Raw genomic sequence first — 19,985 nt, 5'->3', positions numbered from 1 at the left:
ACGGTTGCACCTATAAATCAATCCTCACCCTCGGGTGGGGATTTTTATTGGGCGAAAGAGACAAATGGGCATGCTGAAATGTGGAACGCAGGTGGGACGTGGCTGGTCGGATGGCAGGAATCGAGAATGAAAAAGAGAGCAGAGAAGAAAAGGCAGCGGCTAACACCGCTGCCTTTTTTGATCACCAGATAGGCTGGGTCAGATAAGGGTTGCTCACCTTCTCGCGACCGAAGGTGGAGCTGGGGCCGTGGCCCGGGATAAAGACGATCTCGTCGCCCAGCGGCAGCAGGGTCTCGGTGATCGACTTGATCAGGGTAGCGTGATCACCACGGGGGAAGTCGGTGCGGCCGATGCTGCCGGCAAACAGCACGTCGCCAACCCAGGCGAGTTTTTCGGCTTGGGAGAGCAGCACGATATGGCCCGGGGTGTGGCCGGGGCAGAAGTAGACATCCAGCTCGCACTGGCCAAGCAGCACCTTGTCACCCTGCTCAAGCCAGCGATCCGGCGTGAAGGCGGGGGTATGGGCGAAGCCGAACATCTGGCTCTGCTGGGGCAGCATGTCGAGCCAGAAGGCGTCCTCCTTGTGGGGGCCGGTAATGGCGACGCCAGTTTTTTCCCGCAGCTCGGCGGCGGCACCCACATGATCCAGATGACCGTGGGTCAGCAGGATATGAGTCAGGGTCAGGCCGCGCTTGGCGATGGCGGCCAGCAGTTTGGCCGCTTCGCCGCCCGGATCGATCAGGGCCGCCTGATGGGTCTCGTCACACCAGATGAGGGAGCAGTTCTGGGCGAACTGGGTGACCGGGATCACCTCGAATTTCAACATAGAGTTCCTCTCTTGGGATGGGTCAGCCGCGCAGTGCGCTGGCATGCTGCTCGGCGAAATAGTCGAGGCAGGCCTGCTTGTCACCGCGAAACACGATGCGCTCCTGCTTGTTGCCAAGCTGGTAGAGATACATGGGATCGTAGTAGCGGGTCAGCAGCAAGGTGATCCAGGCCAGATGCAGCCCGGTATCGCCGCTCTTTTCCTGCTCGGTGAGGGCGGTCTGCATCAGGGTATCCAGCTCGCGGTGGGCCAGATCGCCGAGGCGGCGCTTGAGGCGGGCCAACGCATCGGTGAGGTAGGCGGCAAACAGCGGCCATCCCTCTTCCTGGCCATACATGGCTTGATAGCGCAGCCAGAGATCGTGCACGTAATCTTCGCGGATCTGCTCGGCCCGATCGATCTGCGGTACATCTACCACCACCAGCGGTGCCTGACTCATGGCCTCATGGAGGGAGAGGGGCAGGCAGCAGCGGCCAATCAGGCGGCTCTCGTCCTCGACCACGAAGGCATGCTCGCCCTGATGGCGGCGCTTGAGCAGTTCGATGGCCATGTTGTTTTCAAAGTTGATGTTGCTGGGCTGGCCGCCGGGCAGCTGACCAAACGACGAGCCCCTGTGATGGGCGTGTCCTTCCAGATCGAGCGCTTGGGCCACGTGGTCCAGCATATGGGTCTTGCCGGAGCCGGTCATGCCGGTCAGCACAGTCCAGCGGCACTCGGCAGAGGCCTTGTCCTGGGTGTCGATCAGGAAACGGCGCAGCTCCTTGTAGCCACCGGCGACGCGGGGGCGAGTCACCCCCGCTTCAGCCAGCCACTGTTGTACAGTTTGCGAGCGCAGGCCGCCGCGAAAGCAGTAGAGCAGGGCATCGGGCTGCTTGCGCAACTGCGCCAGCCAGCCTTCGAGTCGTTCGGCACGTACTGCTCCCCCCACCAGCTTGTGTCCAAGCTCAATGGCGGCGGCCTGACCCTGCTTCTTGAAGCAGGTCCCCACCTGGGCGCGCTCATCGTCTGTCATCAAGGGCAGGCTGGTCGAGCAGGGGAAGGCCCCCTCCTTGAACTCGATGGGGGCGCGCACATCAATCAACGGCACATCGCCTAAAAAAATCTGGGCGTAGTCCGTGGCCAGTGGCAATTCACTCATTGGACAATCTCGATAAAGCGGGAGCCCTCAAGGGGCTTGATCTGACCGATGGGCGAAAGTTCAAGCCCAGCTTCGCGCGCGATGGCGAGCAGCTCGGCTTCGCTCTCTTTACCCACGGCGACCAGCAGGCCGCCGCTGGTTTGCGGATCGCACATGATGTTGCGGGTGCGATCGTCCATGGCATCCAGCTTGTGGCCGTAGGAGTCGTGGTTGCGCAGGGTACCACCCGGGACGCAGCCCTCGGCGAGGTAGTAATCCACCTCATCCAGCAGCGGCAGCGCCTTGAAGTCGAGGCGGGCGCTGACATTGGATCCTTCGCACATCTCCAGCAGATGGCCAGCCAGACCAAAGCCGGTGACGTCGGTCATGGCGTGCACACCCGGCAGCTCGGCAAAGCGCTGGCCAATCTTGTTGAGGGTGCACATGGCGTTGGGGGCCAGCTGCTCGTGTTCGGGCTTCAGCTTGCCCTTCTTCTGGGCGGTGGTGAGGATACCGATACCAAGGGGCTTGGTCAGATAGAGGGTGTCACCCTCCTTGGCGGTGTCGTTCTGCTTGATGGCGTCAAGGGGCACGATACCGGTGACCGCGAGGCCGAAGATGGGCTCGGGGGCATCGATACTGTGGCCACCGGCCAGCGAAATGCCCGCTTCATGGCACACCTGACGGCCGCCGTCGATCACCTGCTGGGCCACTTCGGCGGGCAGGGTATTGATGGGCCAGCCGAGGATGGCGATGGCGACGATGGGCTTGCCACCCATGGCATAGATATCGCTGATGGCGTTAGTGGCGGCGATGCGGCCAAAGGTGAAGGGGTCATCGACGATGGGCATGAAGAAGTCGGTGGTGGAGACAATGCCCTGACCGTTGCCGATATCGACCACGGCCGCGTCATCCTTGCTGCTGTTGCCAACGATCAGGGTCGGGTCGTTGAAGCCCGGGATCTGGCTCTTGAGGATGGTGTCGAGTACCTTGGGAGAGATTTTGCAGCCGCAGCCAGCGCCGTGGCTGTATTGGGTCAGACGAATGGAAGACATACTTACCCCTTTTATTTGCAAACAGAGCAGAGGCTCTGTGGAGCCGTCTTGATCAATGGGCGGCCTTGTAGAAAGGAAGACAAGAAGCCGCAAATATGGGTGGCCTCGGTGCCAACAGGGGCAGCGATGACTGGCAGTTATGAAAGACCGCCAGGCCGGACGGGGAAGAAAAGGGCGACAAGGTGCGCCAGCGCAGCCCCGCCAAGGGCCACAGGACGGGGCATTATGCCACATTTGCCCCTTGGGGTTCGAACAGGAATTCACATAAACAGCAGGGAATTGCCCGCACTTCCCTGTCATCGGTCTGTATCCGGCGCTGGCTGATTGATTGCAGTACAGATGCAACAAAGAGAACGTCAAAGTGCAACAGCGCGTGCAACCACAACCCCGCGGAGGAGAGCTTAGTGACCACCACATTTTTGGTTAACCACCCCATTACCACGGCGCAGTTTGCGGCGTTGTTGGCGCAGACCTCGCTGGGGGCGAGACGGCCGCTGGACCATCCGGCCACCCTGCAGGGCATGCTGGATCACGCCAATTTGCTGATCACCGCCTGGCAGGGTGAGACCCTGGTCGGAGTGGCCCGCTCGGTGACAGATTTTCATTTTTGCTGCTACCTCTCGGATTTGGCGGTGGCCGAGTCGGTGCAGGGGCAGGGGATTGGCAAAGCCCTTATTCGCGAGACGTTTTTGCAATTGCAGCCGGGCTGCAAGCTGATCCTGCTGGCCGTACCGCAGGCGGTGGCGTACTACCCCAAGCTCGGATTTAGCCAGCACCCGAGCGCCTGGGTGATGAGCAGTCTGGATGAACTGGTACTGGATGAGTTGGCATAAGACCGTCAACTCATCCAGACAGGGCGAGACTAGCTTATCCGGCTTGTTCCAGCGCCGGTTGCCGTGACTTGCCCCATCGGCGCAGGCGCCTTTGCAGTGGCCGCTCCAGCAGGTTGTAACTTAAAGAAGAGAGCCCGATCAGCACCGCCAGCATCAGCAAGGTGGCCACTACCCCCAGCAGCGGGTTGGTCTGGCCATACCACCACTCGGTGAGCCCCGGTGCCAGATAGTGGATGAGCTCGCACCCGGTGAGCAGCACCAGCGCATGGAGCAGATAGATGGAGTAGGAGAGATCCCCCAGCCAGTTGGTGAAGCGGTTATCCAAAAGGCGCAGCAGCAGACTCTGGCGCTCCCCCTGGGCGGCACAAATCCAGATCAGCAGCATGTAGGAGCTGATCAGCAACAGAGTCAATTGCGGCGTCATGGTGAACTGCATCAGCGCGAAGGGCAGCACAAAGGCGACCAGCAGCGGCAGATCATGTTGCATCATGGGCAAGCCTTTTGCGGCCTTGACCCTCGGCAGCAGCCAGAGGCCGAGCACAAATTCACTCACCCCGCGTCCCACCGCCAGTGCCCCGCTGGTGACATCCAGCGTGCCGCGACTGTGTACGATAAAGGCCAGCACCGTCAGTGCTAGCAGGGGGGCGAGATGGCTCCAGCGACTGCGGGTCACTGCCAGCGGAATAAGCAGCGGGAACACTAGGTAGCTAATCCACTCTACGCTCAGCGACCAGACGGCGAAGTTCCAGGTCAACCCGTGATCGGTCACCACCTGCAGCAGCAGGAAGGCGCTCGGCAACGCCTCGGCCGGGGTGAAGGGGGAGCCGAAAGGCGGCATCCCTTCCCACTCCCACATCTTGAACAGGGGGCCAGCATAGAAGCCCACCCCGTGCCGCGCCTTGTAAAGCTCCCAGCCGACCAGCAACAGCAGGGTTACCAGGTAGAGGGGGTAGACGCGGGTCAGCCGCAGCCAGAGAAAACGGCCATAGCTCATGGTGCGGGGTGTGCGGGTGAAGGCCTCCCCATAGACATGGGCCAGCACCACGCCGCTCAAAATAAAGAACAGATCGACCCAGAGGTAGCCGTTCTCGATGAGTTGGGTGTGGCCTGCGATCGGCTCCATCCACTGGGGAAAGAGTAATAATCGGGCATGGAACAGCACCACCATCAGGGCAGCGATGCCCCGCAGCGGCGTTAACAGCGGCAATGATTGATTCATATCGGGATCCCTTGTGATGTTCAGCTTGGCCTGACATCGATTTTTGTTGTTGTACCGTCCATCAATCCTGATGGGACGGTTGCCCCGGCTTGGCTGCCGCAGGCGGGATCACACTACGGAAAAGAGAGTCATACGGATGTGATTTGAATCATGGATGTGCAGTTTTTGTGCAAGGAAATTTAAACAGAGAAGCCGTGGAGAGCAGGTAGGGAAAGAGGAGGAGAGGAAACACCAATAAAGCAGAGAGGGGGAATCGGGGCGAGCGTCAGGTTCAGGCACCATACGATGCAAAGCAATCAGGCCCGCGAGGGGCCTGATTGATCACAAGGAGAGGGTGGTTGCCGATCAGCGGGCGCGCACCACCAGACCCTTGAGGTAGAAGCCTTCCGGATAGGCGGTACCGATATGGTGATCGGAGGCCTGGGAGAGCAGCTCCAGGATCTGGGCATCGCGACCGGCATCGAGTGCCGCATCGGCGACGATCTTCTGGAACAGGCTCTGCTCCATCAGGCCGGAGCAGGAGTAGGTCAGCAGCACGCCACCCGGCGCCAGCAGCTGGAACGCCAGCATGTTGATGTCCTTGTAGCCACGGCAGGCACCCAGCAGCTGGGCCTTGCTTTCGGCAAACTTGGGCGGGTCCAGCACGATGACATCGAACTTCTCGCCCTTCTCGCGATATTCACGCAGCAGCTTGAACACGTCGTGACGGACAAATTGGGTGTTGCTGGTATCCAGCCCGTTCAGCTCGGCATTCTGGCGGGCGATATCCAGCGCATTCTGGGAGAGATCGACGTTGACCACTTCCTTGGCGCCGCCCTTGAGGGCATAGACGCCAAACCCACCGGTGTAGCAGAAGCAGTTGAGTACCCGCTTGCCTTCGGTGTACTTGGCTGCAGCCTGACGGTTGTCCCGCTGATCCAGATAGAAACCGGTTTTGTGGCCATTGCGAATATCCACCAGGATCTTGACGCCACCGTTCTCTTCGATGACCACCGGCTCGTTCGGGGTCTCGCCATAGATAACGCCGGTGCGCTCTTTCAGCCCTTCCTTCTTGCGCACTGCCACGTCGGAGCGCTCATAGATGCTGCACTCTGGGTAGAGGGTACGCAGTGCTTGCGTTATCAGCTCACGCTGGAACTCGGCACCGGCAGAGAGGATCTGGCACACCAGAAAATCGGCATAACGGTCGATGGTCAGACCCGGCAGGCCGTCGGATTCGGCGGCGCAGAGGCGATAGCCGGTGAGACCCTGACGCTTGATCAGCGGATCGCGAGACTCTTGCGCATATTTGAGGCGACGGATAAAGAAGTCGAGATCGACGGTCTCATCCTTGTCGAAGGTCCAGACCCGGGCACGGATCTGGGAGCTGCCTGACCAGGCGCCACGGGCGAGCCACTTGCCATCGTTGGCATAGATCTCGACGGTATCGCCGTCAATGGGGTTGCCCTGAACCCGCTCAATCCCCTTGGAGAAGATCCAGGGGTGGCGACGCAGCAGGGATTTTTCGCGGCCTTTGACGAGATAGATGGAAGCGCTCATTGATGTTTGCCGATGGTAGAAAGAAAAGGGGCCACATTCTATGTGCAATAGTGCGGCTAAGCCAGCCTTTGCTGGTATATGGCAGAGTGACGAATTGTACGTCTGGACAACGCCCGAGTGTTGCATATGCAAGATTTGCAGAATCTCAATGTTGGCGTTTCACGCTGTTTATCTTATATGTCACAGTCGGTTGTGCTTGTTTTTTGTTCAGTGCTGGTCACTATGTGTGCACAATGTAGCCAATAAAGCGTTTTAACCTTACTTTATAGTGATTTTCGCTAAAGAGTCATTTGATGATGTCGATAGTGGGGGAGACCATTTTGAATCTTTCCTGTATCGAGCTGTCCATGTCCCTCTCCATCGCTACCAATATTTCAGCCCTCAATACTTCTCGCCATCTTGGTCAATCATCCAACATGCTGGATTCGGTATATCGACGACTCTCATCCGGCTTGCGCATCAACAGTGCCGCTGATGATGCAGCAGGCTTGCAGATCAGTAATCGCCTCACCAGTGAAGTGAACGGGACCAACACCGCTATTCGCAACGCCAATGATGGGATCTCGGTGATCAACGTCGCCGATGGGGCGCTTGATGAGTCGGTGAACCTGATGCAGCGGATGCGCACCCTGGCACTGCAGTCGGGAAGCGGTGCCAATACGGCAGAGGATCGCGTAGCCCTGAATGCTGAGTTCAAGCAACTGCAGTTGGAGATGGACCGGATTGCCACAGGTACCCGGTTTGCCGGACAGGATCTGCTGGCGGGGAGTTACGAAGGTATCTTCTTGGTCGGTGCCTATGCAGGACAGAATACCGTCATTACCGATCTCAATGCCCAGACCAAAAATCTGGGGGAGATGGAGTGGCGAGCGCGCAGTCCGGCAGGAAGCAAGCCAGGGGCGTATGACATTGCTGATCTCAAGCTTTCATCTCAGCCTATCACCCTTAATGGCGTCACTTTTGACAAGGACTATTCAACCCTGGAAGCGTTCGTGGCAGATATTAATGGCACCACCTTTCCCAATAATCAGGGGCCGGTACAAGCGCAACAACTGCCATTTTCTGTCGCCTCTGCGGTCGATTTATCCGCATTACCCTCCTATATCGATGTGGCGGGTCACTCTGTGGATTTGACCACTGGCATTGATATGACCGGATGGGATCCGGTCAATCCGACAGCAAAAAATAGTGCCATCATGGCAACCGTGGTGCAACGCATCAACAGTACTGCGCAATCGGCAGGTCTAGGTTTTTATGTGAGTGCCTCCAACAACAGCAATCCCGCCAGCAATGCGTTGACCATGCATAGCGCTCAGGGCAACAGCCTTGCGCTGGCCAATGGCACAACCCCCCCTCCGCAGCCAGCACCACCGGCGCCTCCGGTGATCAGTAGTTCCTCTCTGAGCTCTCTGTTACCCGATGTTACATCGACGACGTATATCGGTCAGATGGAGCTGCGCTCATCAGGCGACAAGTATTCCAATATTGATATGCAGGGATCCAGCTTGCATGCGCTTGGCTTTTATCAAGAGGACAAGAAGAAATATACCGTTGATAATATTGATGTTCTTAGTGAAGACAACGCCAGCAGGGCTATCAAAACCCTGGATGTGGGTATGAAACAGCTGGGTGTTCAGCGCGCTCGGCTCGGTGCCCAAGCCAATGCGCTGGATTCACGGGTACGCAATCTGGCCAATGCCAATGAGAACCTCAGCGCTGCCCGCTCAAGGATCCGGGATGCCGACATGGCTGTGGAATCGGCTCGCTTGGTCAGCACCCAAATCTTGCAGCAGGCGAGTGCTTCGATTTTGAGTCAGGCAAACAGTCGCCCCAATGCGGCCCTGAGTTTGCTGCAATCCTGAGCGGGACTGCCAGCCGGCATAGCAATTGGTCGCTATCATTCATGGTCACTATCCATAAAGACAAAGAGGCCACCCAATGGGTGGCCTCTTTTCTTATTGCTTCTTGTTGCCGGATGCTATTCGGCAGCGTCAGAGAGTGATCCCCTTGAGTGCCTGGGCCAGTTCGCTGGCGGTGGCTTTAAGCCCCTGCGTACCGGCTACCGAGGCGCTGGCAGACTCCTCCACCTGCGCCGCCTCATGGCGCACCTGATCCAGATTGTGGGTGATCTCGGCAGCGACCGAGCTCTGCTCTTCGCTCGAGGTGGCGATCTGGGTGCTCATCTCCAGCACCGCATCGCTGTGGTTGCTCAGCTTCTCGATATCGAGCCCCACCTCGCTGATGAGCTGCTGGCTGCTGGCGGCGCGCCCTACAGTCTTTTCCATGATCTCGTTCAGCGCCCCGGTACCGGTCTGCAGCTCTTCTATCATCTGCTGGATCTCCACCGTCGCCTGCTGGGTACGGCTGGCGAGGGTACGCACTTCATCTGCCACCACCGCAAAGCCGCGTCCCTGCTCACCGGCACGGGCCGCTTCGATGGCGGCGTTGAGGGCCAGCAGGTTGGTCTGCTGGGAGATGGCGTTGATGACGTTGACCACCTCGTTGATCCGGTTGGCGTTGTGGGTCAAGCGCTCGACCGCGCCGGAGGCGTTGCCAATCTCGTCGGCCAGGGTGCGGATCGCTTCTATGGTGCGGGCTACCCGGTTGGCGCCATTGGCCGCCTCTTCGCTCGACTGGCGGGTTTGTTGCAGGGTGTCGTTGGCATTGCGCGCCACTTCGCGGATCGCTGCCGACATCTGCTCCATGGCTGTGGCCAGTGAATCCATGTGCTGGCGCTGGGAACGCGCCATGTTTTCGCCTTCACTGGCGTGGTCGCGAAACTCGTCGGCGGCCATGGTCAGCGCCTCGGCGGACTCTTCGACCAGCTTGACGATCTGATGCTGGCGGTCGGTAAAGCGGTCGATGCTACCCGCCAGTGTGGAGAACTCGTCCCGCACCGGGAAGAAGTTGAGTCGGAAGGTGAGATCCCCGTCCGCCACGGTTTGCAGCGCCTTGTTGGTGGAGTAGAGCGCACCGGAGACAAAGGTCATCATGTAGTGGATCACCAGCGCCATCAGGGCGGCCAGCGCGCCGATGAGGAGCAGGGTCGAGCCCTGACCCTCCCACATGGAGAGGTTGCCGGTATCGAGATCACCGGTGACGTAGCCCGCCTGACCCGCTGGCGCGGTAAAGAGGTAGTGATCTCCTTGCTGCTGCAACCCGCTGCTGCCTTGCCGGGTCAGACGCAGATCAGCAGGCAACACCAGAGTGGGCTGCTGGCTGACCAGCTGCGCCGTGGTTTCGACCTGTTGTTGCAACTGCGCTACCCGCAGGGAGATCTCCTGCTGATGGCTGGCCGCCAGCATATACCAGCTGAGAAAGGCGATGATGAAGAGAGGTAACCAGAACGCGATATGGAATTTTTCACTGATGGTGAGGTGAATGAGATAGCGGTCAACCCACCGGAATTTAACTTCTTTCATAATGGAGCTGCATCCTGCAGAGATAGAGTGTCGGGCACATTATCGTCTCGGGAAATTTTTTCTTAAGCGGAAGGTGTGAGAAATGGGAGAGCAATCGTTTGTCATTCGGGTGTGGGGGCAGGTGCAGGGGGTGGGATTTCGCTATTTCACCCGTGAGCGGGCGCTGCAACTGGGTTTGCGGGGCCATGCCTACAACCTGGAGGATGGCTCGGTGGAGATCCTCATTAGCGGCCCCGCGCAGGGGGTGCAGATGATGCTGGGTTGGCTGGAGCATGGCCCGCGCACCGCTCGGGTGACCCGGATGGAGTATGAAGAGGCGCTGCCGCCCACCGGTCAGGGCTTTCACACCAACTGAAGGGGCGGAGACGAGATGGACGCTGACAAGGAAGGTCTGTTGCTGACTCAGGCAACAAGCTGGGTCGCCCATTATCAGGAGGCGGCGCGGGCGGTGCGCGAAGAGGCCAGCGAACCGGCCGTGCATGGCTACCGTATCGCGGCGCGCCGCTTGCTGGCACTCCTCGCCCTGTGGCGACCACTCATCTATCATCCCGAGCTGGAGCGGCGTCTGCTGCGCTCGGTCGGGCGGCTTTCGGCGCTGCGGGATGCTCAGGTCTACGCCGAGCGTTTTGGCAAGCCGCCTGCCAGCACGGGTAATACCCACAAATCGGCCTGTCGCGTGCCCCTGTTGTCGCGGCGACTGGCCCGCTGGCTTGCAGCGGTGGCGCAGGTGCCGGATGCACGGGCATTGGCGTTCCTCTATCAGCAGCATCTGGCCCTGCGCCTTGATGAGGCGCAGAGCGGTCTCGATGAACCTATTCCCTGCGTTGGGAAATCGGCCTGCACTCATCAGCAACAGTTGCGCCGCTGGCATCGGCTGCGCCTCGAGATCAAGCAGGCCCGTTATGGCGTGGAACTGTTGCTGGATCTGGGGAGTGGGGATCCCGGTTGGTTGAGCACCCTGACTCACTGGCAGGAGCGACTCGGCCAGTTGCAGGATTGGCGTCAATGGCGGCGGAGGTTGCGAGCAGAGCAGGGGAACACTCGCAAGCAGACGAAACTGCGGCAGCAGTTGAAGGGGAAGATCACCGCCCGTTTGTGTCAACTGGACTGCCAGCAGGCGGAGCTGGTGGCGCTTAAACTGGCGATGCAGGCAGGCCACAACGTGGATGACATGCCAAGTCGGTTGGTCAGGTATTCAGAACAAAATGTATCGTCCACCAAGTCAACCGGGGATAGCCTCGAGGCCGCAATCTGCCGCAGCCATTCGCGACCAGCATCCACAAAAACTATCCAGGACAAACAGTTGAGATAAAAAAAGAGAGGCCGTTTGGCCTCTCTTTTCTATCTGGCTGTGGTCGCAGTCAGCGATACGCTTACTTGACGCGCATGCCCGGCTGGGCGCCTTCCTGCGGCTCCAGGATCCAGAGATCCTTGCCGCCCGGGCCTGCGGCCAGCACCATGCCTTCGGACATGCCGAAACGCATCTTGCGCGGCGCCAGGTTGGCCACCATCACGGTCAGCTTGCCTTCCAGATCTTCCGGGTTGTAAGCGGACTTGATACCGGCAAACACCTGACGGGTTTCGCCGCCGATATCCAGTTGCAGCTTGAGCAGCTTCTCGGCTTCCGGTACCGCTTCGGCCTTCTTGATCAGCGCGACGCGCAGGTCAATCTTGGCAAAATCGTCATAGGTGATGGTTTCGCTGATGGGGTCATCAGCCAGGGGGCCGGTCACTTTCGGTGCCTGCTCCTTGGCCAAGTCTTCCTTGGAGGCCTCGATCATGGCTTCAATCTTCGCCGGCTCGATGCGGGAGAAGAGGGCCTTGAACGGGGCAACGGTGTGATCGACCAGCGGCATCTCGATGCCATCCCAGCTGAGGGTTTCTGCCAGGAAGGCTTCGGCACGCTCGGCCAGCAGCGGCATGACGGGCTTGAGGTAGGCCATTAGCACGCGGAACAGGTTGATGCCAACAGAGCAGACCGCCTGCAGCTCGGCGTCAGCCCCTTCCTGCTTGGCGATAACCCAGGGCGCCTTGTCGTCCACGTAGCGGTTGGCCTTGTCGGCCAGCGCCATGATTTCGCGGATGGCGCGGCTGAACTCGCGGCTCTCATAGGCTTCCGCAATAGCGGTATGGGCGTTGGCGAATTCGGCGTAGAGTTCGGGTTCGGCGCAGGTGGCAGCCAGCTTGCCGCCAAAGCGCTTGGCAATAAAGCCGGCGTTGCGGGAGGCGAGGTTGACCAGCTTGTTGACCACGTCGGCGTTGACGCGCTGCACGAAATCTTCGAGGTTCAGGTCCAGATCATCGATGCGGCTGTTGAGCTTGGCGGCGTAGTAGTAACGCAGGCACTCCGGATCCAGGTGGTTCAGGTAGGTGGATGCCTTGATAAAGGTGCCCTTGGATTTGGACATCTTGGCGCCGTTGACGGTCACATAGCCGTGCACGTTGACCTTGGTCGGCTTGCGGAAGTTGGCACCTTCCAGCATGGACGGCCAGAACAGGCAGTGGAAGTAGGCGATATCCTTGCCGATGAAGTGGTAGAGCTCGGCGTCGGAGTCCGCTTTCCAGTAGCTGTCAAAGTCGATGTCGCCACGCTTGTTGCACAGGTTCTTGAAGGAAGCCATGTAACCGATGGGCGCATCCAGCCAGACGTAGAAGTACTTGCCCGGGGCGCCGGGAATTTCGAAACCGAAGTAGGGGGCGTCACGGGTGATGTCCCACTGCTGCAGGCCGCTCTCGAACCACTCCTGCATCTTGTTAGCCATCTCTTCCTGAATGGCGCCGGAGCCACGCACCCACTCAGAGAGCCATTTTTCAAACTGGGGCAGGTCGAAGAAGAAGTGCTCGGAGTCCTTCATTACCGGAGTGGCGCCGGAGACGGCAGATTTCGGATCGATAAGCTCAGTCGGGCTGTAGGTGGCGCCGCAGCTGTCGCAGTTGTCGCCATACTGATCCGGAGATTTGCACTTGGGGCAGGTTCCCTTGACGAAACGGTCCGGCAGGAACATGGATTTTTCCGGATCGAACAGCTGGGAGATGGTGCGGCTCTTGATAAAGCCACCATTTTTCAGGCGGCCGTAGATCAACTCCGCCAGCTCGCGGTTTTCGTCGCTGTGGGTGGAGTGATAGTTGTCAAAGCTGATGTTGAACCCGGCGAAATCGGCCTGGTGCTCCTTGGAGACAGCGGCAATCATCTCTTCCGGGGTGATCCCCATCTGCTGTGCCTTGAGCATGATCGGGGTGCCGTGGGCATCATCGGCACAGATGAAGTGCACCTGATGACCGCGCATTCGCTGATAACGAACCCAGATATCGGCCTGGATATGTTCCAGCATGTGGCCAAGATGGATGGAGCCATTGGCATAGGGGAGGGCGCAGGTTACCAGCATTTTACGAGGATCAGTTGCCATATTACGTTCTTGATGTGCTTGTTGGGATGATAGAGTGCCGTGCATGTTACCCGAATTGGGGGTAGCCTGCCTAGGGTTGTGGCTATGCCAACCTTGGCAGCACCTGCTGTTACGATGGCAGGCAAGCCACTGATTTGTGTGCGGTAACCGTTCACCTCAAGATAATGACAAGATAATGAGGAGTTAATGGTGATTGATTCAGTAAAACAGATCCTCGCCGAATTTAAGCCAGCAGGCTGGCACAAGGATCTGGTGGATGCCGGATTCGTTCGCGAGATCATCAATCAGGATCAGGGGCTTGCTATCCGGCTGGTATTGCCGTTTGCCGGTCTCTCGCTGCTCGATCAGCTCAAAGAGAACTACGATGCCAGGCTGCGCAGCGCCACCGGTGCCGCCCGTATCGACTGGGCACTGGAGATTGACGTCGCCAGCATGCCACGGGCCCAGGGGCTCAATGCCGTGCAGGGCATTCGCAACATCATCGTGGTCGCTTCCGGCAAGGGGGGGGTAGGCAAGTCCACCACCGCGGTCAATCTGGCGCTGGCCCTGCAAAAAGAGGGGGCGCGGGTCGCTATTCTCGATGCCGATATCTATGGCCCTTCCATTCCCACCATGATGGGCACCCTCAAGGAGCGCCCGGTCAGCCATGACGGCAAGCTGATGGAGCCGGTGATGGCCTGCGGCCTAAAGAGCAACAGTATCGGCTATCTGGTCTCCGAGCAGGATGCCACCATCTGGCGTGGCCCGATGGCTAGCAAGGCGCTGGCGCAGATCCTCCATGAGACCCGCTGGGGTGAGGTGGATTATCTGGTGGTCGACATGCCGCCGGGTACTGGCGACATCCAGCTCACCATGGCTCAGCAGGTGCCGACGTCGGCGGCAGTGATCGTCACCACGCCGCAGGATGTGGCGCTGGCCGATGCCCGCAAGGGGATCGCCATGTTCAACAAGGTCAATGTGCCGGTGCTCGGCATCATCGAGAACATGAGTTATCACGTCTGCAGCGCCTGCGGTCATCATGAGCCGCTGTTTGGTACCGGTGGCGGCCAGAAGATGGCAGAGCAGTATCAAGTGGCACTGCTTGGTCAATTACCGCTGCACATCGATATCCGCCAACACATGGATGATGGCAGCCCGACGGTGTTCGGCGCGCCGGAAGGAAGCCTGGCTCAGGCCTATTTGAAGCTGGCGCGTAGGGTAGGGGCTGAACTCTTTTTCAGCGCAAAACCGATTGCGACCCCCCTTTATGCCATGGCGCTGGATGAATAATCGGCGGTCGGTCACTTGAAAGGGAATTGAGGGTGGGCATGACCCACCCTTTTTTATATAATGGATCGGTTTAAACCATCCCCACTGCTCTTCTCTTTTAGGTATTTGTCATGTCTGATACTCAACATTCGTGTGTGATCATCGGTATTGCGGGCGCATCTGCGTCTGGCAAAAGTCTTATAGCCCAGACCATTTATGAAGAGCTGGTGGCCGAACTGGGCGCAGGTCAGATTGGTGTGATCACCGAAGATTGCTACTACCGTGATCAGACCCACCTGACCATGGAAGAGCGGGTCAAGACTAACTATGACCACCCCAACGCGCTGGATCACGACTTGCTGGTACAGCACCTGAGCCAGCTGGTCAAAGGTGACGCAGTTGCCATTCCCCAGTACTCCTACACCGAACACACCCGGATGAGCGAAGTGACCCCGTTTCCGCCGCGCCGGGTGATCATTCTGGAAGGGATCCTGCTTCTGACCGACAGCCGTCTGCGGGATCTGATGGATGCCTCCATCTTTATGGATACCCCGCTCGACATCTGCCTGTTGCGCCGTCTGGTGCGTGATGTGCAGGAGCGTGGCCGTACCATGGACTCCGTGCTCAAGCAGTACCAGAAGACGGTGCGTCCGATGTTCCTGCAGTTTATCGAGCCGTCCAAACAGTATGCCGATGTGATCGTGCCCCGTGGTGGCAAGAACCGCATCGCCATCGACATGCTCAAGGCGCGTATTCGCCACATGTTGATTGGTTAAGATGAAACAAGCCGGGTGATGCCCGGCTTTTTTAAAAGCACAATTTGTCAGGAGAGTCGCCCAATGCGTCTGTGTGATACCGATATTGAACGCCATCTGGATGAAGGCAAGATCGTCATTGAGCCACGGCCCGGGGTAGAGCGGATCAGTGGTGTCAGTGTCGATGTGCTGCTGGGTAACGAGTTTCGGGTTTTTCGCGATCATACCGCACCCTATATCGACCTGAGCGGCCCGAGCAGCGAGATGGCCGATGCCATCGATCGGGTGATGAGTGACGAGATCCACATCCCCGATGGCGAAGCCTTCTACCTGCACCCGGGTCAGCTGGCGCTGGCGGTGACCTACGAATCCGTCACCCTGCCTGCCGATATCGTCGGCTGGCTGGATGGCCGCTCTTCACTGGCGCGCCTGGGTTTGATGGTGCACGTGACCGCGCACCGCATCGATCCGGGTTGGTCCGGTCGAATCGTGCTGGAGTTCTACAACGGCGGCAAACTGCCGCTGGCGCTGCGTCCGAAGATGAAGATCGGCGCCTTGAACTTCGAGATGCTTTCCGGCGTCGCGGCCCGCCCCTACAACAAGCGGGAAAATGCCAAGTACAAGAGCCAGCAGGGCGCCGTTGCCAGTCGCATCAATCAGGACTGATAACTGGCAACACGGCAACGATTCAAGGGAGCACAAGGTGCTCCCTTTTTGCATCTGGAATCAAACGGATATGGGGTTGATGGTGCTGGTCGGATGAGATTGGTGGGGCTGGGACGTTTTATCACCACTTCTGCCCGTTTTTCTGTCATAAAAACGTCATAAAAATGAAATTATTGGCTTAATTGTCAGCTATTTTTGCCCTTTCCCGCAATCATTGATGGCTTTAATTAATCGATGGCAAGCCGCATGAAGACTGGCTCTAGGATATTTTTTTCCAAAAAGCTCTTTTTTTTTATGGCTGAAATATTTCAATGGTGGCTATGGTGTTGGCCGCCATCTGGCATAATCCGCCGCAACTCATAAACAGGCTTTTTTTTATGTTTGAAATGTTTAGTGGTTTGGGTTTGTGGTGGTCAATCGGTTTGGTATTGGCCGTTTTTTTTGTGCTTGCCTATGAATTTATCAACGGCTTTCACGATACCGCCAACGCGGTAGCAACGGTTATCTATACCAAGGCGATGCCAGCTCACCTGGCGGTTGTTGCATCGGGGATCTTCAACTTTTTTGGCGTCATGTTCGGCGGTCTGGGTGTGGCCTATGCCATTGTCCATCTGCTGCCCATCGACCTGCTGCTTGGGATGGACTCCACCCAAGGGTTGATCATGGTCTTCTCCTTGCTGTTTTCCGCCATCGTGTGGAACCTGGGCACCTGGTTCTTCGGGATCCCGGCCTCCAGTTCACATACCTTGATCGGTTCCATTCTGGGGGTAGGCGGCGCCTATGCCTGGATCACCCATAAACCGGTGACAGAAGGGATCAACGTGGGCAAAGCGATCGACATCATGCTTTCCCTCATCATCTCTCCCACCATCGGCTTCATCATCGCGGCACTGCTGCTGCTGGCGATGAAACGCATCTGGACCAGCAACAAGATCCACAAAACACCGGAAGAGCGTCAGCTGGTGGATGGCAAGAAGCACCCGCCATTCTGGGCGCGTCTGACCCTGGTGGCCTCGGCCATGGGCGTCAGCTTCGTTCACGGCTCCAACGATGGCCAGAAGGGGATCGGTCTGGTGATGCTGGTGCTGATCTGTATGGCGCCCGCCTATTTCGCGCTGGACATGAACAGCCGCTCTTATGACCTGGATCGGACCCAGGATGCCAACCAGCGCATCATGGAGATATACCAGCGTAACCAGTCCGCCCTCTCTGGCGTCATCAACTTCTCTGCACCGGCAACGGCTCAGGAAGAGCTGATGACCCACTGCTCCGCAGATGGCGTGCTGCAGGCGATGGCCACCCTGGATGCCCGTCTGGGTGCCGTGCGTACTTATGATCAGATGAGCCTGACCGACCGCCGCGAAGTGCGTCGTCTGCTGCTCTGTATCGATGACACTGCCCGCAAGGCTGCCAAGCTGCCGCTGCCCGCCAAGGAGCTGACCGATCTGGCCAAATGGCGCAAGGATCTGACCGCGACCGCTGAATACGCACCGACCTGGGTGATCGTCTCCATCGCACTGGCGCTGGGTTGCGGCACCATGGTGGGCTGGCGTCGTATCGTTCATACCGTGGGCGAGAAGATCGGCACGACCGGCATGACCTATAGCCAGGGTATCGCGGCCCAGATCACGGCTGCAACCTCCATCGGAGTCGCCAGTCTGACCGGTATGCCGGTGTCCACCACCCACATCCTCTCTTCTGCGGTGGCGGGGACCATGATTGCCAACAAATCCGGCCTGCAGAGCCAGACTATCAAGACCATCCTGATGGCCTGGGTGTTGACTTTGCCGCTGACCATGATGCTCTCCGGTGGTCTGTTCATCGTCAGCCACCATCTGTTTGGTTGATCTGCCGCGCTCATAACGCGCATCACCATGACAATGCCGCCCGGTCGAAAGATCGGGCGGCATTTTTTGTGTAATTTTCAGTGGAGTTGTATCTCCACCTGATGTTTTTTGTTCTTGAGGTAAACAGATAAGAAGGCTCTTCTTCATTATTTGATTGACGACTCGTTATGGTTTTTCTGGATGAACTTTCGTCATCGAATATCTCTTTCTAATAGTGTGCTTCTCTTGTGATTAATGGATTAACCAATTAGCGTGTTTTGGCGAGGTGCAGATGCACCATCTGATAAAGCGCCACTGAGGAGTAGATGATGAAGCTGATGATCCCGCCCATGGTGGATTTTGCGACCGGCAGCTTGTCCGGTGCCGAACTGGTGGAGAAGTGTACAAGGTTGGCTGATCTGTATGGCTTGTTTGCCGATCCTGCTTCTGAAGCAGGGGTTGACCCGCAAACTGTGCTCTATCGTGTGGCGATGTTGCCCAGCAGTGGCGTGGAGGGGGATCTCAACATGGGTGTTACCCATCTTGAGGCCGGCATGATAGGGAACGAGTTTTTTATGACCCGCGGTCATATCCATGCTCGCGCCGAGCAGGCGGAGTACTACTTCGGGTTGTGCGGAAGGGGACTATTGCTGTTGCAGGATATGGCCGGTGTTTGCCGGTTGGAGCAGGTCTTTGCCGGCAGCGTTCATCATATCCCTGGCCACGTTGCCCATCGACTTGTCAACACTGGCGAGACGCAGCTCTCGGCGTTGGCGGTCTGGCCTGCCATTGCCGGTCATGATTACCGGCTGATGGCAGAGCGGGGGTTTGGCCTGCGGGTGGTCGCAGGGAAGAAAGGGGAACCTTGTGTTGTGAGCAGCGAGGTAAGTGTCTCAATCACCTAACCATCAGACTGCATGGGTCGTGAGCGACCCCGTTAGCGGCTGCCGCAAGATTGGCGTACCACCAGAGTTGGGGGCAGAATGATGCTCTTGGCCGGCTCGTCGTTGCCGGCAATCCGCTCAAGCAGCAGTTCGCCCGCCTTGCGGCCAATCTCCCGCGCCGCCACCGACACCGTCGTCAGGGCGGGCTCTACCAGCGCGGTTTCCGGAATATCGTCAAACCCGACCAGCGCAAAATCCTGGCCAATTCGCCGCTCCTGCTTGCGCAACGCCAGCATGGCGCCCAGTGCCACTATGTCTTGATAACAGACGGCAGCGGTGACCTCCGGATGCTGCTCTAGCAGTGTTGTCATCGCGAGGGTGCCTTCCACCCGGCTGGCGCCGCAGCTGATGATCCACTCCGGTTTGGCAGTGATGCCGTGTTCGAGCAACTTGCTCATATAGCCACCGAGGCGCTGGGAGCGGCTGATGGAGGTGGTTGCCCCCCCAATAAATGCGATGTTGCGGTGGCCGAGGCGGATCAGATGCTCGGTTGCCAGCTGGCAACCGAGAAAGTTGTCGGTGCCGACGAAGTCGATCGCCACATCCGGCACCGGCCGCACCACCAGAATGGTGGGCATATGGCGCCGTTGCAGGCTCTCGAAAAAGCTGTGGGGGGTAGGCTGGGCGGCGCAGATCACCATGCCTGCGGCGCTGTTGCGCTGCAGCGAGTCCATAAACTGTTGCTGCCTTGCTGCTGACTCTTCACTGTTGGCAAGAAACAGCATCAGATCGTGATGCTCCATCTCCCGGCTGAGGCCCGCCGTCATCTCCGCATAGAAGGGGTTGGTGATGTCGTGCAGCAGCAGCCCCACCTGATTGCTGCTCTTGTTGCGCAGATTGGCGGCGGTCTGGTTGTAGACATAGCCGAGCTCATCGATCGCCTTGAGTACCCGCTGGCGGGTATGTTCCGAAATCCGTCCCTTGTTGCGCAGGGTCATGGAGACGGTCGCGGTAGATACCGCCAGATGGCGGGCAATATCGGCAACGGTCACATTGCTCATGAGGTGTCTCCTGTCGTGGTAATGAGAGTAAGGGTATATCGATTAACCCTAATGATTGATTTGACATTAATAAAAGTGAGTCATTGGTCACAAATAACCCGTCCAGTGGTGAGATAACAGTCGATTC

The 19,985-nt window shown here is 58.4% G+C and carries 17 protein-coding genes; 9 read left to right on the top strand and 8 right to left on the bottom strand.

The window, feature by feature from the left end; all coding sequences use genetic code 11:
• Nucleotides 1-181: 181 nt before the first annotated feature.
• From OKC42_RS17570 to selD, 3 genes are read right to left on the bottom strand one after another with little or no spacing between them, the layout of a single operon-like run.
• Nucleotides 182-826: an MBL fold metallo-hydrolase gene (locus OKC42_RS17570; protein WP_270820372.1), complete on the bottom strand. Its 645-nt coding sequence runs from the start codon at nucleotides 824-826 to the stop codon at nucleotides 182-184.
• Between the two features lie 22 nt (nucleotides 827-848).
• Nucleotides 849-1,964, bottom strand: a complete 1,116-nt coding sequence (gene mnmH / locus OKC42_RS17565; RefSeq protein ID WP_216948586.1) for a tRNA 2-selenouridine(34) synthase MnmH — start codon at nucleotides 1,962-1,964, stop codon at nucleotides 849-851.
• Nucleotides 1,961-2,998, bottom strand: a complete 1,038-nt coding sequence (selD, locus tag OKC42_RS17560) for a selenide, water dikinase SelD (RefSeq protein WP_270820371.1) — start codon at nucleotides 2,996-2,998, stop codon at nucleotides 1,961-1,963. The genes mnmH and selD overlap by 4 nt, the downstream gene beginning before the upstream one ends.
• A gap of 404 nt (nucleotides 2,999-3,402) precedes the next feature.
• Here selD and OKC42_RS17555 point away from each other — a divergent pair, with 404 nt between their 5' ends.
• Entirely contained in the window at nucleotides 3,403-3,831 is a 429-nt protein-coding gene (locus OKC42_RS17555) for a GNAT family N-acetyltransferase (protein ID WP_270820370.1), read from the top strand.
• Between the two features lie 34 nt (nucleotides 3,832-3,865).
• Here the strand turns inward: OKC42_RS17555 and OKC42_RS17550 are convergent, their stop codons facing one another.
• Nucleotides 3,866-5,050, bottom strand: a complete 1,185-nt coding sequence (locus OKC42_RS17550; RefSeq protein ID WP_270820369.1) for an acyltransferase family protein — start codon at nucleotides 5,048-5,050, stop codon at nucleotides 3,866-3,868.
• Between the two features lie 345 nt (nucleotides 5,051-5,395).
• The gene (locus OKC42_RS17545) at nucleotides 5,396-6,589 is read right to left on the bottom strand and encodes a class I SAM-dependent methyltransferase (protein ID WP_270820368.1); all 1,194 of its coding nucleotides are present in this window, start codon (nucleotides 6,587-6,589) and stop codon (nucleotides 5,396-5,398) included.
• A gap of 293 nt (nucleotides 6,590-6,882) precedes the next feature.
• Between OKC42_RS17545 and OKC42_RS17540 the strand changes: the two genes are divergently transcribed.
• Entirely contained in the window at nucleotides 6,883-8,451 is a 1,569-nt protein-coding gene (locus OKC42_RS17540; RefSeq protein WP_270820367.1) for a flagellin N-terminal helical domain-containing protein, read from the top strand.
• 129 nt (nucleotides 8,452-8,580) lie between these two features.
• Here the strand turns inward: OKC42_RS17540 and OKC42_RS17535 are convergent, their stop codons facing one another.
• A complete protein-coding gene (locus tag OKC42_RS17535; RefSeq protein WP_270820366.1) occupies nucleotides 8,581-10,011 on the bottom strand; it encodes a methyl-accepting chemotaxis protein in 1,431 nt (476 codons plus the stop codon).
• An 82-nt stretch (nucleotides 10,012-10,093) separates the two neighbouring features.
• On the opposite strand from OKC42_RS17535, the gene OKC42_RS17530 reads away from it, so the two are divergent.
• Together OKC42_RS17530 and OKC42_RS17525 are read left to right on the top strand one after the other, a co-directional pair.
• Nucleotides 10,094-10,366, top strand: a complete 273-nt coding sequence (locus OKC42_RS17530) for an acylphosphatase (protein ID WP_005345583.1) — start codon at nucleotides 10,094-10,096, stop codon at nucleotides 10,364-10,366.
• 15 nt (nucleotides 10,367-10,381) lie between these two features.
• On the top strand, nucleotides 10,382-11,323 hold the full coding sequence (locus OKC42_RS17525) for a CHAD domain-containing protein (protein WP_270820365.1): 942 nt from the start codon (nucleotides 10,382-10,384) through the stop codon (nucleotides 11,321-11,323).
• Between the two features lie 61 nt (nucleotides 11,324-11,384).
• Here the strand turns inward: OKC42_RS17525 and metG are convergent, their stop codons facing one another.
• Complete coding sequence (gene metG / locus OKC42_RS17520; protein WP_151285988.1) at nucleotides 11,385-13,418, bottom strand: methionine--tRNA ligase; 2,034 nt, start codon at nucleotides 13,416-13,418, stop codon at nucleotides 11,385-11,387.
• Between the two features lie 186 nt (nucleotides 13,419-13,604).
• Between metG and apbC the strand changes: the two genes are divergently transcribed.
• From apbC to OKC42_RS17495, 5 genes are all read left to right on the top strand, one after another.
• Nucleotides 13,605-14,687: an iron-sulfur cluster carrier protein ApbC gene (gene apbC, locus OKC42_RS17515; RefSeq protein WP_270820363.1), complete on the top strand. Its 1,083-nt coding sequence runs from the start codon at nucleotides 13,605-13,607 to the stop codon at nucleotides 14,685-14,687.
• A gap of 110 nt (nucleotides 14,688-14,797) precedes the next feature.
• Nucleotides 14,798-15,442, top strand: coding sequence for a uridine kinase (udk, locus tag OKC42_RS17510; RefSeq protein WP_139494821.1), 645 nt, complete (start codon nucleotides 14,798-14,800; stop codon nucleotides 15,440-15,442).
• A gap of 63 nt (nucleotides 15,443-15,505) precedes the next feature.
• Complete coding sequence (dcd, locus tag OKC42_RS17505; RefSeq protein WP_005336719.1) at nucleotides 15,506-16,087, top strand: dCTP deaminase; 582 nt, start codon at nucleotides 15,506-15,508, stop codon at nucleotides 16,085-16,087.
• Nucleotides 16,088-16,464: 377 nt separating this feature from the next.
• On the top strand, nucleotides 16,465-17,934 hold the full coding sequence (locus OKC42_RS17500; protein WP_270820361.1) for an inorganic phosphate transporter: 1,470 nt from the start codon (nucleotides 16,465-16,467) through the stop codon (nucleotides 17,932-17,934).
• Nucleotides 17,935-18,239: 305 nt separating this feature from the next.
• Nucleotides 18,240-18,818, top strand: a complete 579-nt coding sequence (locus OKC42_RS17495) for a glucose-6-phosphate isomerase family protein (RefSeq protein ID WP_270820360.1) — start codon at nucleotides 18,240-18,242, stop codon at nucleotides 18,816-18,818.
• Between the two features lie 32 nt (nucleotides 18,819-18,850).
• On the opposite strand, the gene OKC42_RS17490 is transcribed toward OKC42_RS17495, so the two are convergent.
• The gene (locus OKC42_RS17490) at nucleotides 18,851-19,858 is read right to left on the bottom strand and encodes a LacI family DNA-binding transcriptional regulator (RefSeq protein WP_270820359.1); all 1,008 of its coding nucleotides are present in this window, start codon (nucleotides 19,856-19,858) and stop codon (nucleotides 18,851-18,853) included.
• Between the last annotated feature and the right edge of the window lie 127 nt (nucleotides 19,859-19,985).

The organism is Aeromonas sp. Y311-2 (assembly GCF_027706025.1).
Lineage (GTDB): Bacteria > Pseudomonadota > Gammaproteobacteria > Enterobacterales > Aeromonadaceae > Aeromonas > Aeromonas veronii.
Note: the sequence above shows the minus strand (reverse complement) of the source record. Positions and strands in the feature narration are given on the sequence as shown.

What these genes read in the sequence shown, in the direction of transcription:
- OKC42_RS17570 (WP_270820372.1), bottom strand. Translation starts at nt 826, where the DNA reads ATGTTGAAATTCGAGGTGATCCCGGTCACCCAGTTCGCCCAGAACTGC.
- mnmH (WP_216948586.1), bottom strand. Translation starts at nt 1,964, where the DNA reads ATGAGTGAATTGCCACTGGCCACGGACTACGCCCAGATTTTTTTAGGC.
- selD (WP_270820371.1), bottom strand. Translation starts at nt 2,998, where the DNA reads ATGTCTTCCATTCGTCTGACCCAATACAGCCACGGCGCTGGCTGCGGC.
- OKC42_RS17550 (WP_270820369.1), bottom strand. Translation starts at nt 5,050, where the DNA reads ATGAATCAATCATTGCCGCTGTTAACGCCGCTGCGGGGCATCGCTGCC.
- OKC42_RS17545 (WP_270820368.1), bottom strand. Translation starts at nt 6,589, where the DNA reads ATGAGCGCTTCCATCTATCTCGTCAAAGGCCGCGAAAAATCCCTGCTG.
- OKC42_RS17540 (WP_270820367.1), top strand. Translation starts at nt 6,883, where the DNA reads ATGATGTCGATAGTGGGGGAGACCATTTTGAATCTTTCCTGTATCGAG.
- OKC42_RS17535 (WP_270820366.1), bottom strand. Translation starts at nt 10,011, where the DNA reads ATGAAAGAAGTTAAATTCCGGTGGGTTGACCGCTATCTCATTCACCTC.
- OKC42_RS17530 (WP_005345583.1), top strand. Translation starts at nt 10,094, where the DNA reads ATGGGAGAGCAATCGTTTGTCATTCGGGTGTGGGGGCAGGTGCAGGGG.
- OKC42_RS17525 (WP_270820365.1), top strand. Translation starts at nt 10,382, where the DNA reads ATGGACGCTGACAAGGAAGGTCTGTTGCTGACTCAGGCAACAAGCTGG.
- metG (WP_151285988.1), bottom strand. Translation starts at nt 13,418, where the DNA reads ATGGCAACTGATCCTCGTAAAATGCTGGTAACCTGCGCCCTCCCCTAT.
- apbC (WP_270820363.1), top strand. Translation starts at nt 13,605, where the DNA reads ATGGTGATTGATTCAGTAAAACAGATCCTCGCCGAATTTAAGCCAGCA.
- udk (WP_139494821.1), top strand. Translation starts at nt 14,798, where the DNA reads ATGTCTGATACTCAACATTCGTGTGTGATCATCGGTATTGCGGGCGCA.
- dcd (WP_005336719.1), top strand. Translation starts at nt 15,506, where the DNA reads ATGCGTCTGTGTGATACCGATATTGAACGCCATCTGGATGAAGGCAAG.
- OKC42_RS17500 (WP_270820361.1), top strand. Translation starts at nt 16,465, where the DNA reads ATGTTTGAAATGTTTAGTGGTTTGGGTTTGTGGTGGTCAATCGGTTTG.
- OKC42_RS17495 (WP_270820360.1), top strand. Translation starts at nt 18,240, where the DNA reads ATGATGAAGCTGATGATCCCGCCCATGGTGGATTTTGCGACCGGCAGC.
- OKC42_RS17490 (WP_270820359.1), bottom strand. Translation starts at nt 19,858, where the DNA reads ATGAGCAATGTGACCGTTGCCGATATTGCCCGCCATCTGGCGGTATCT.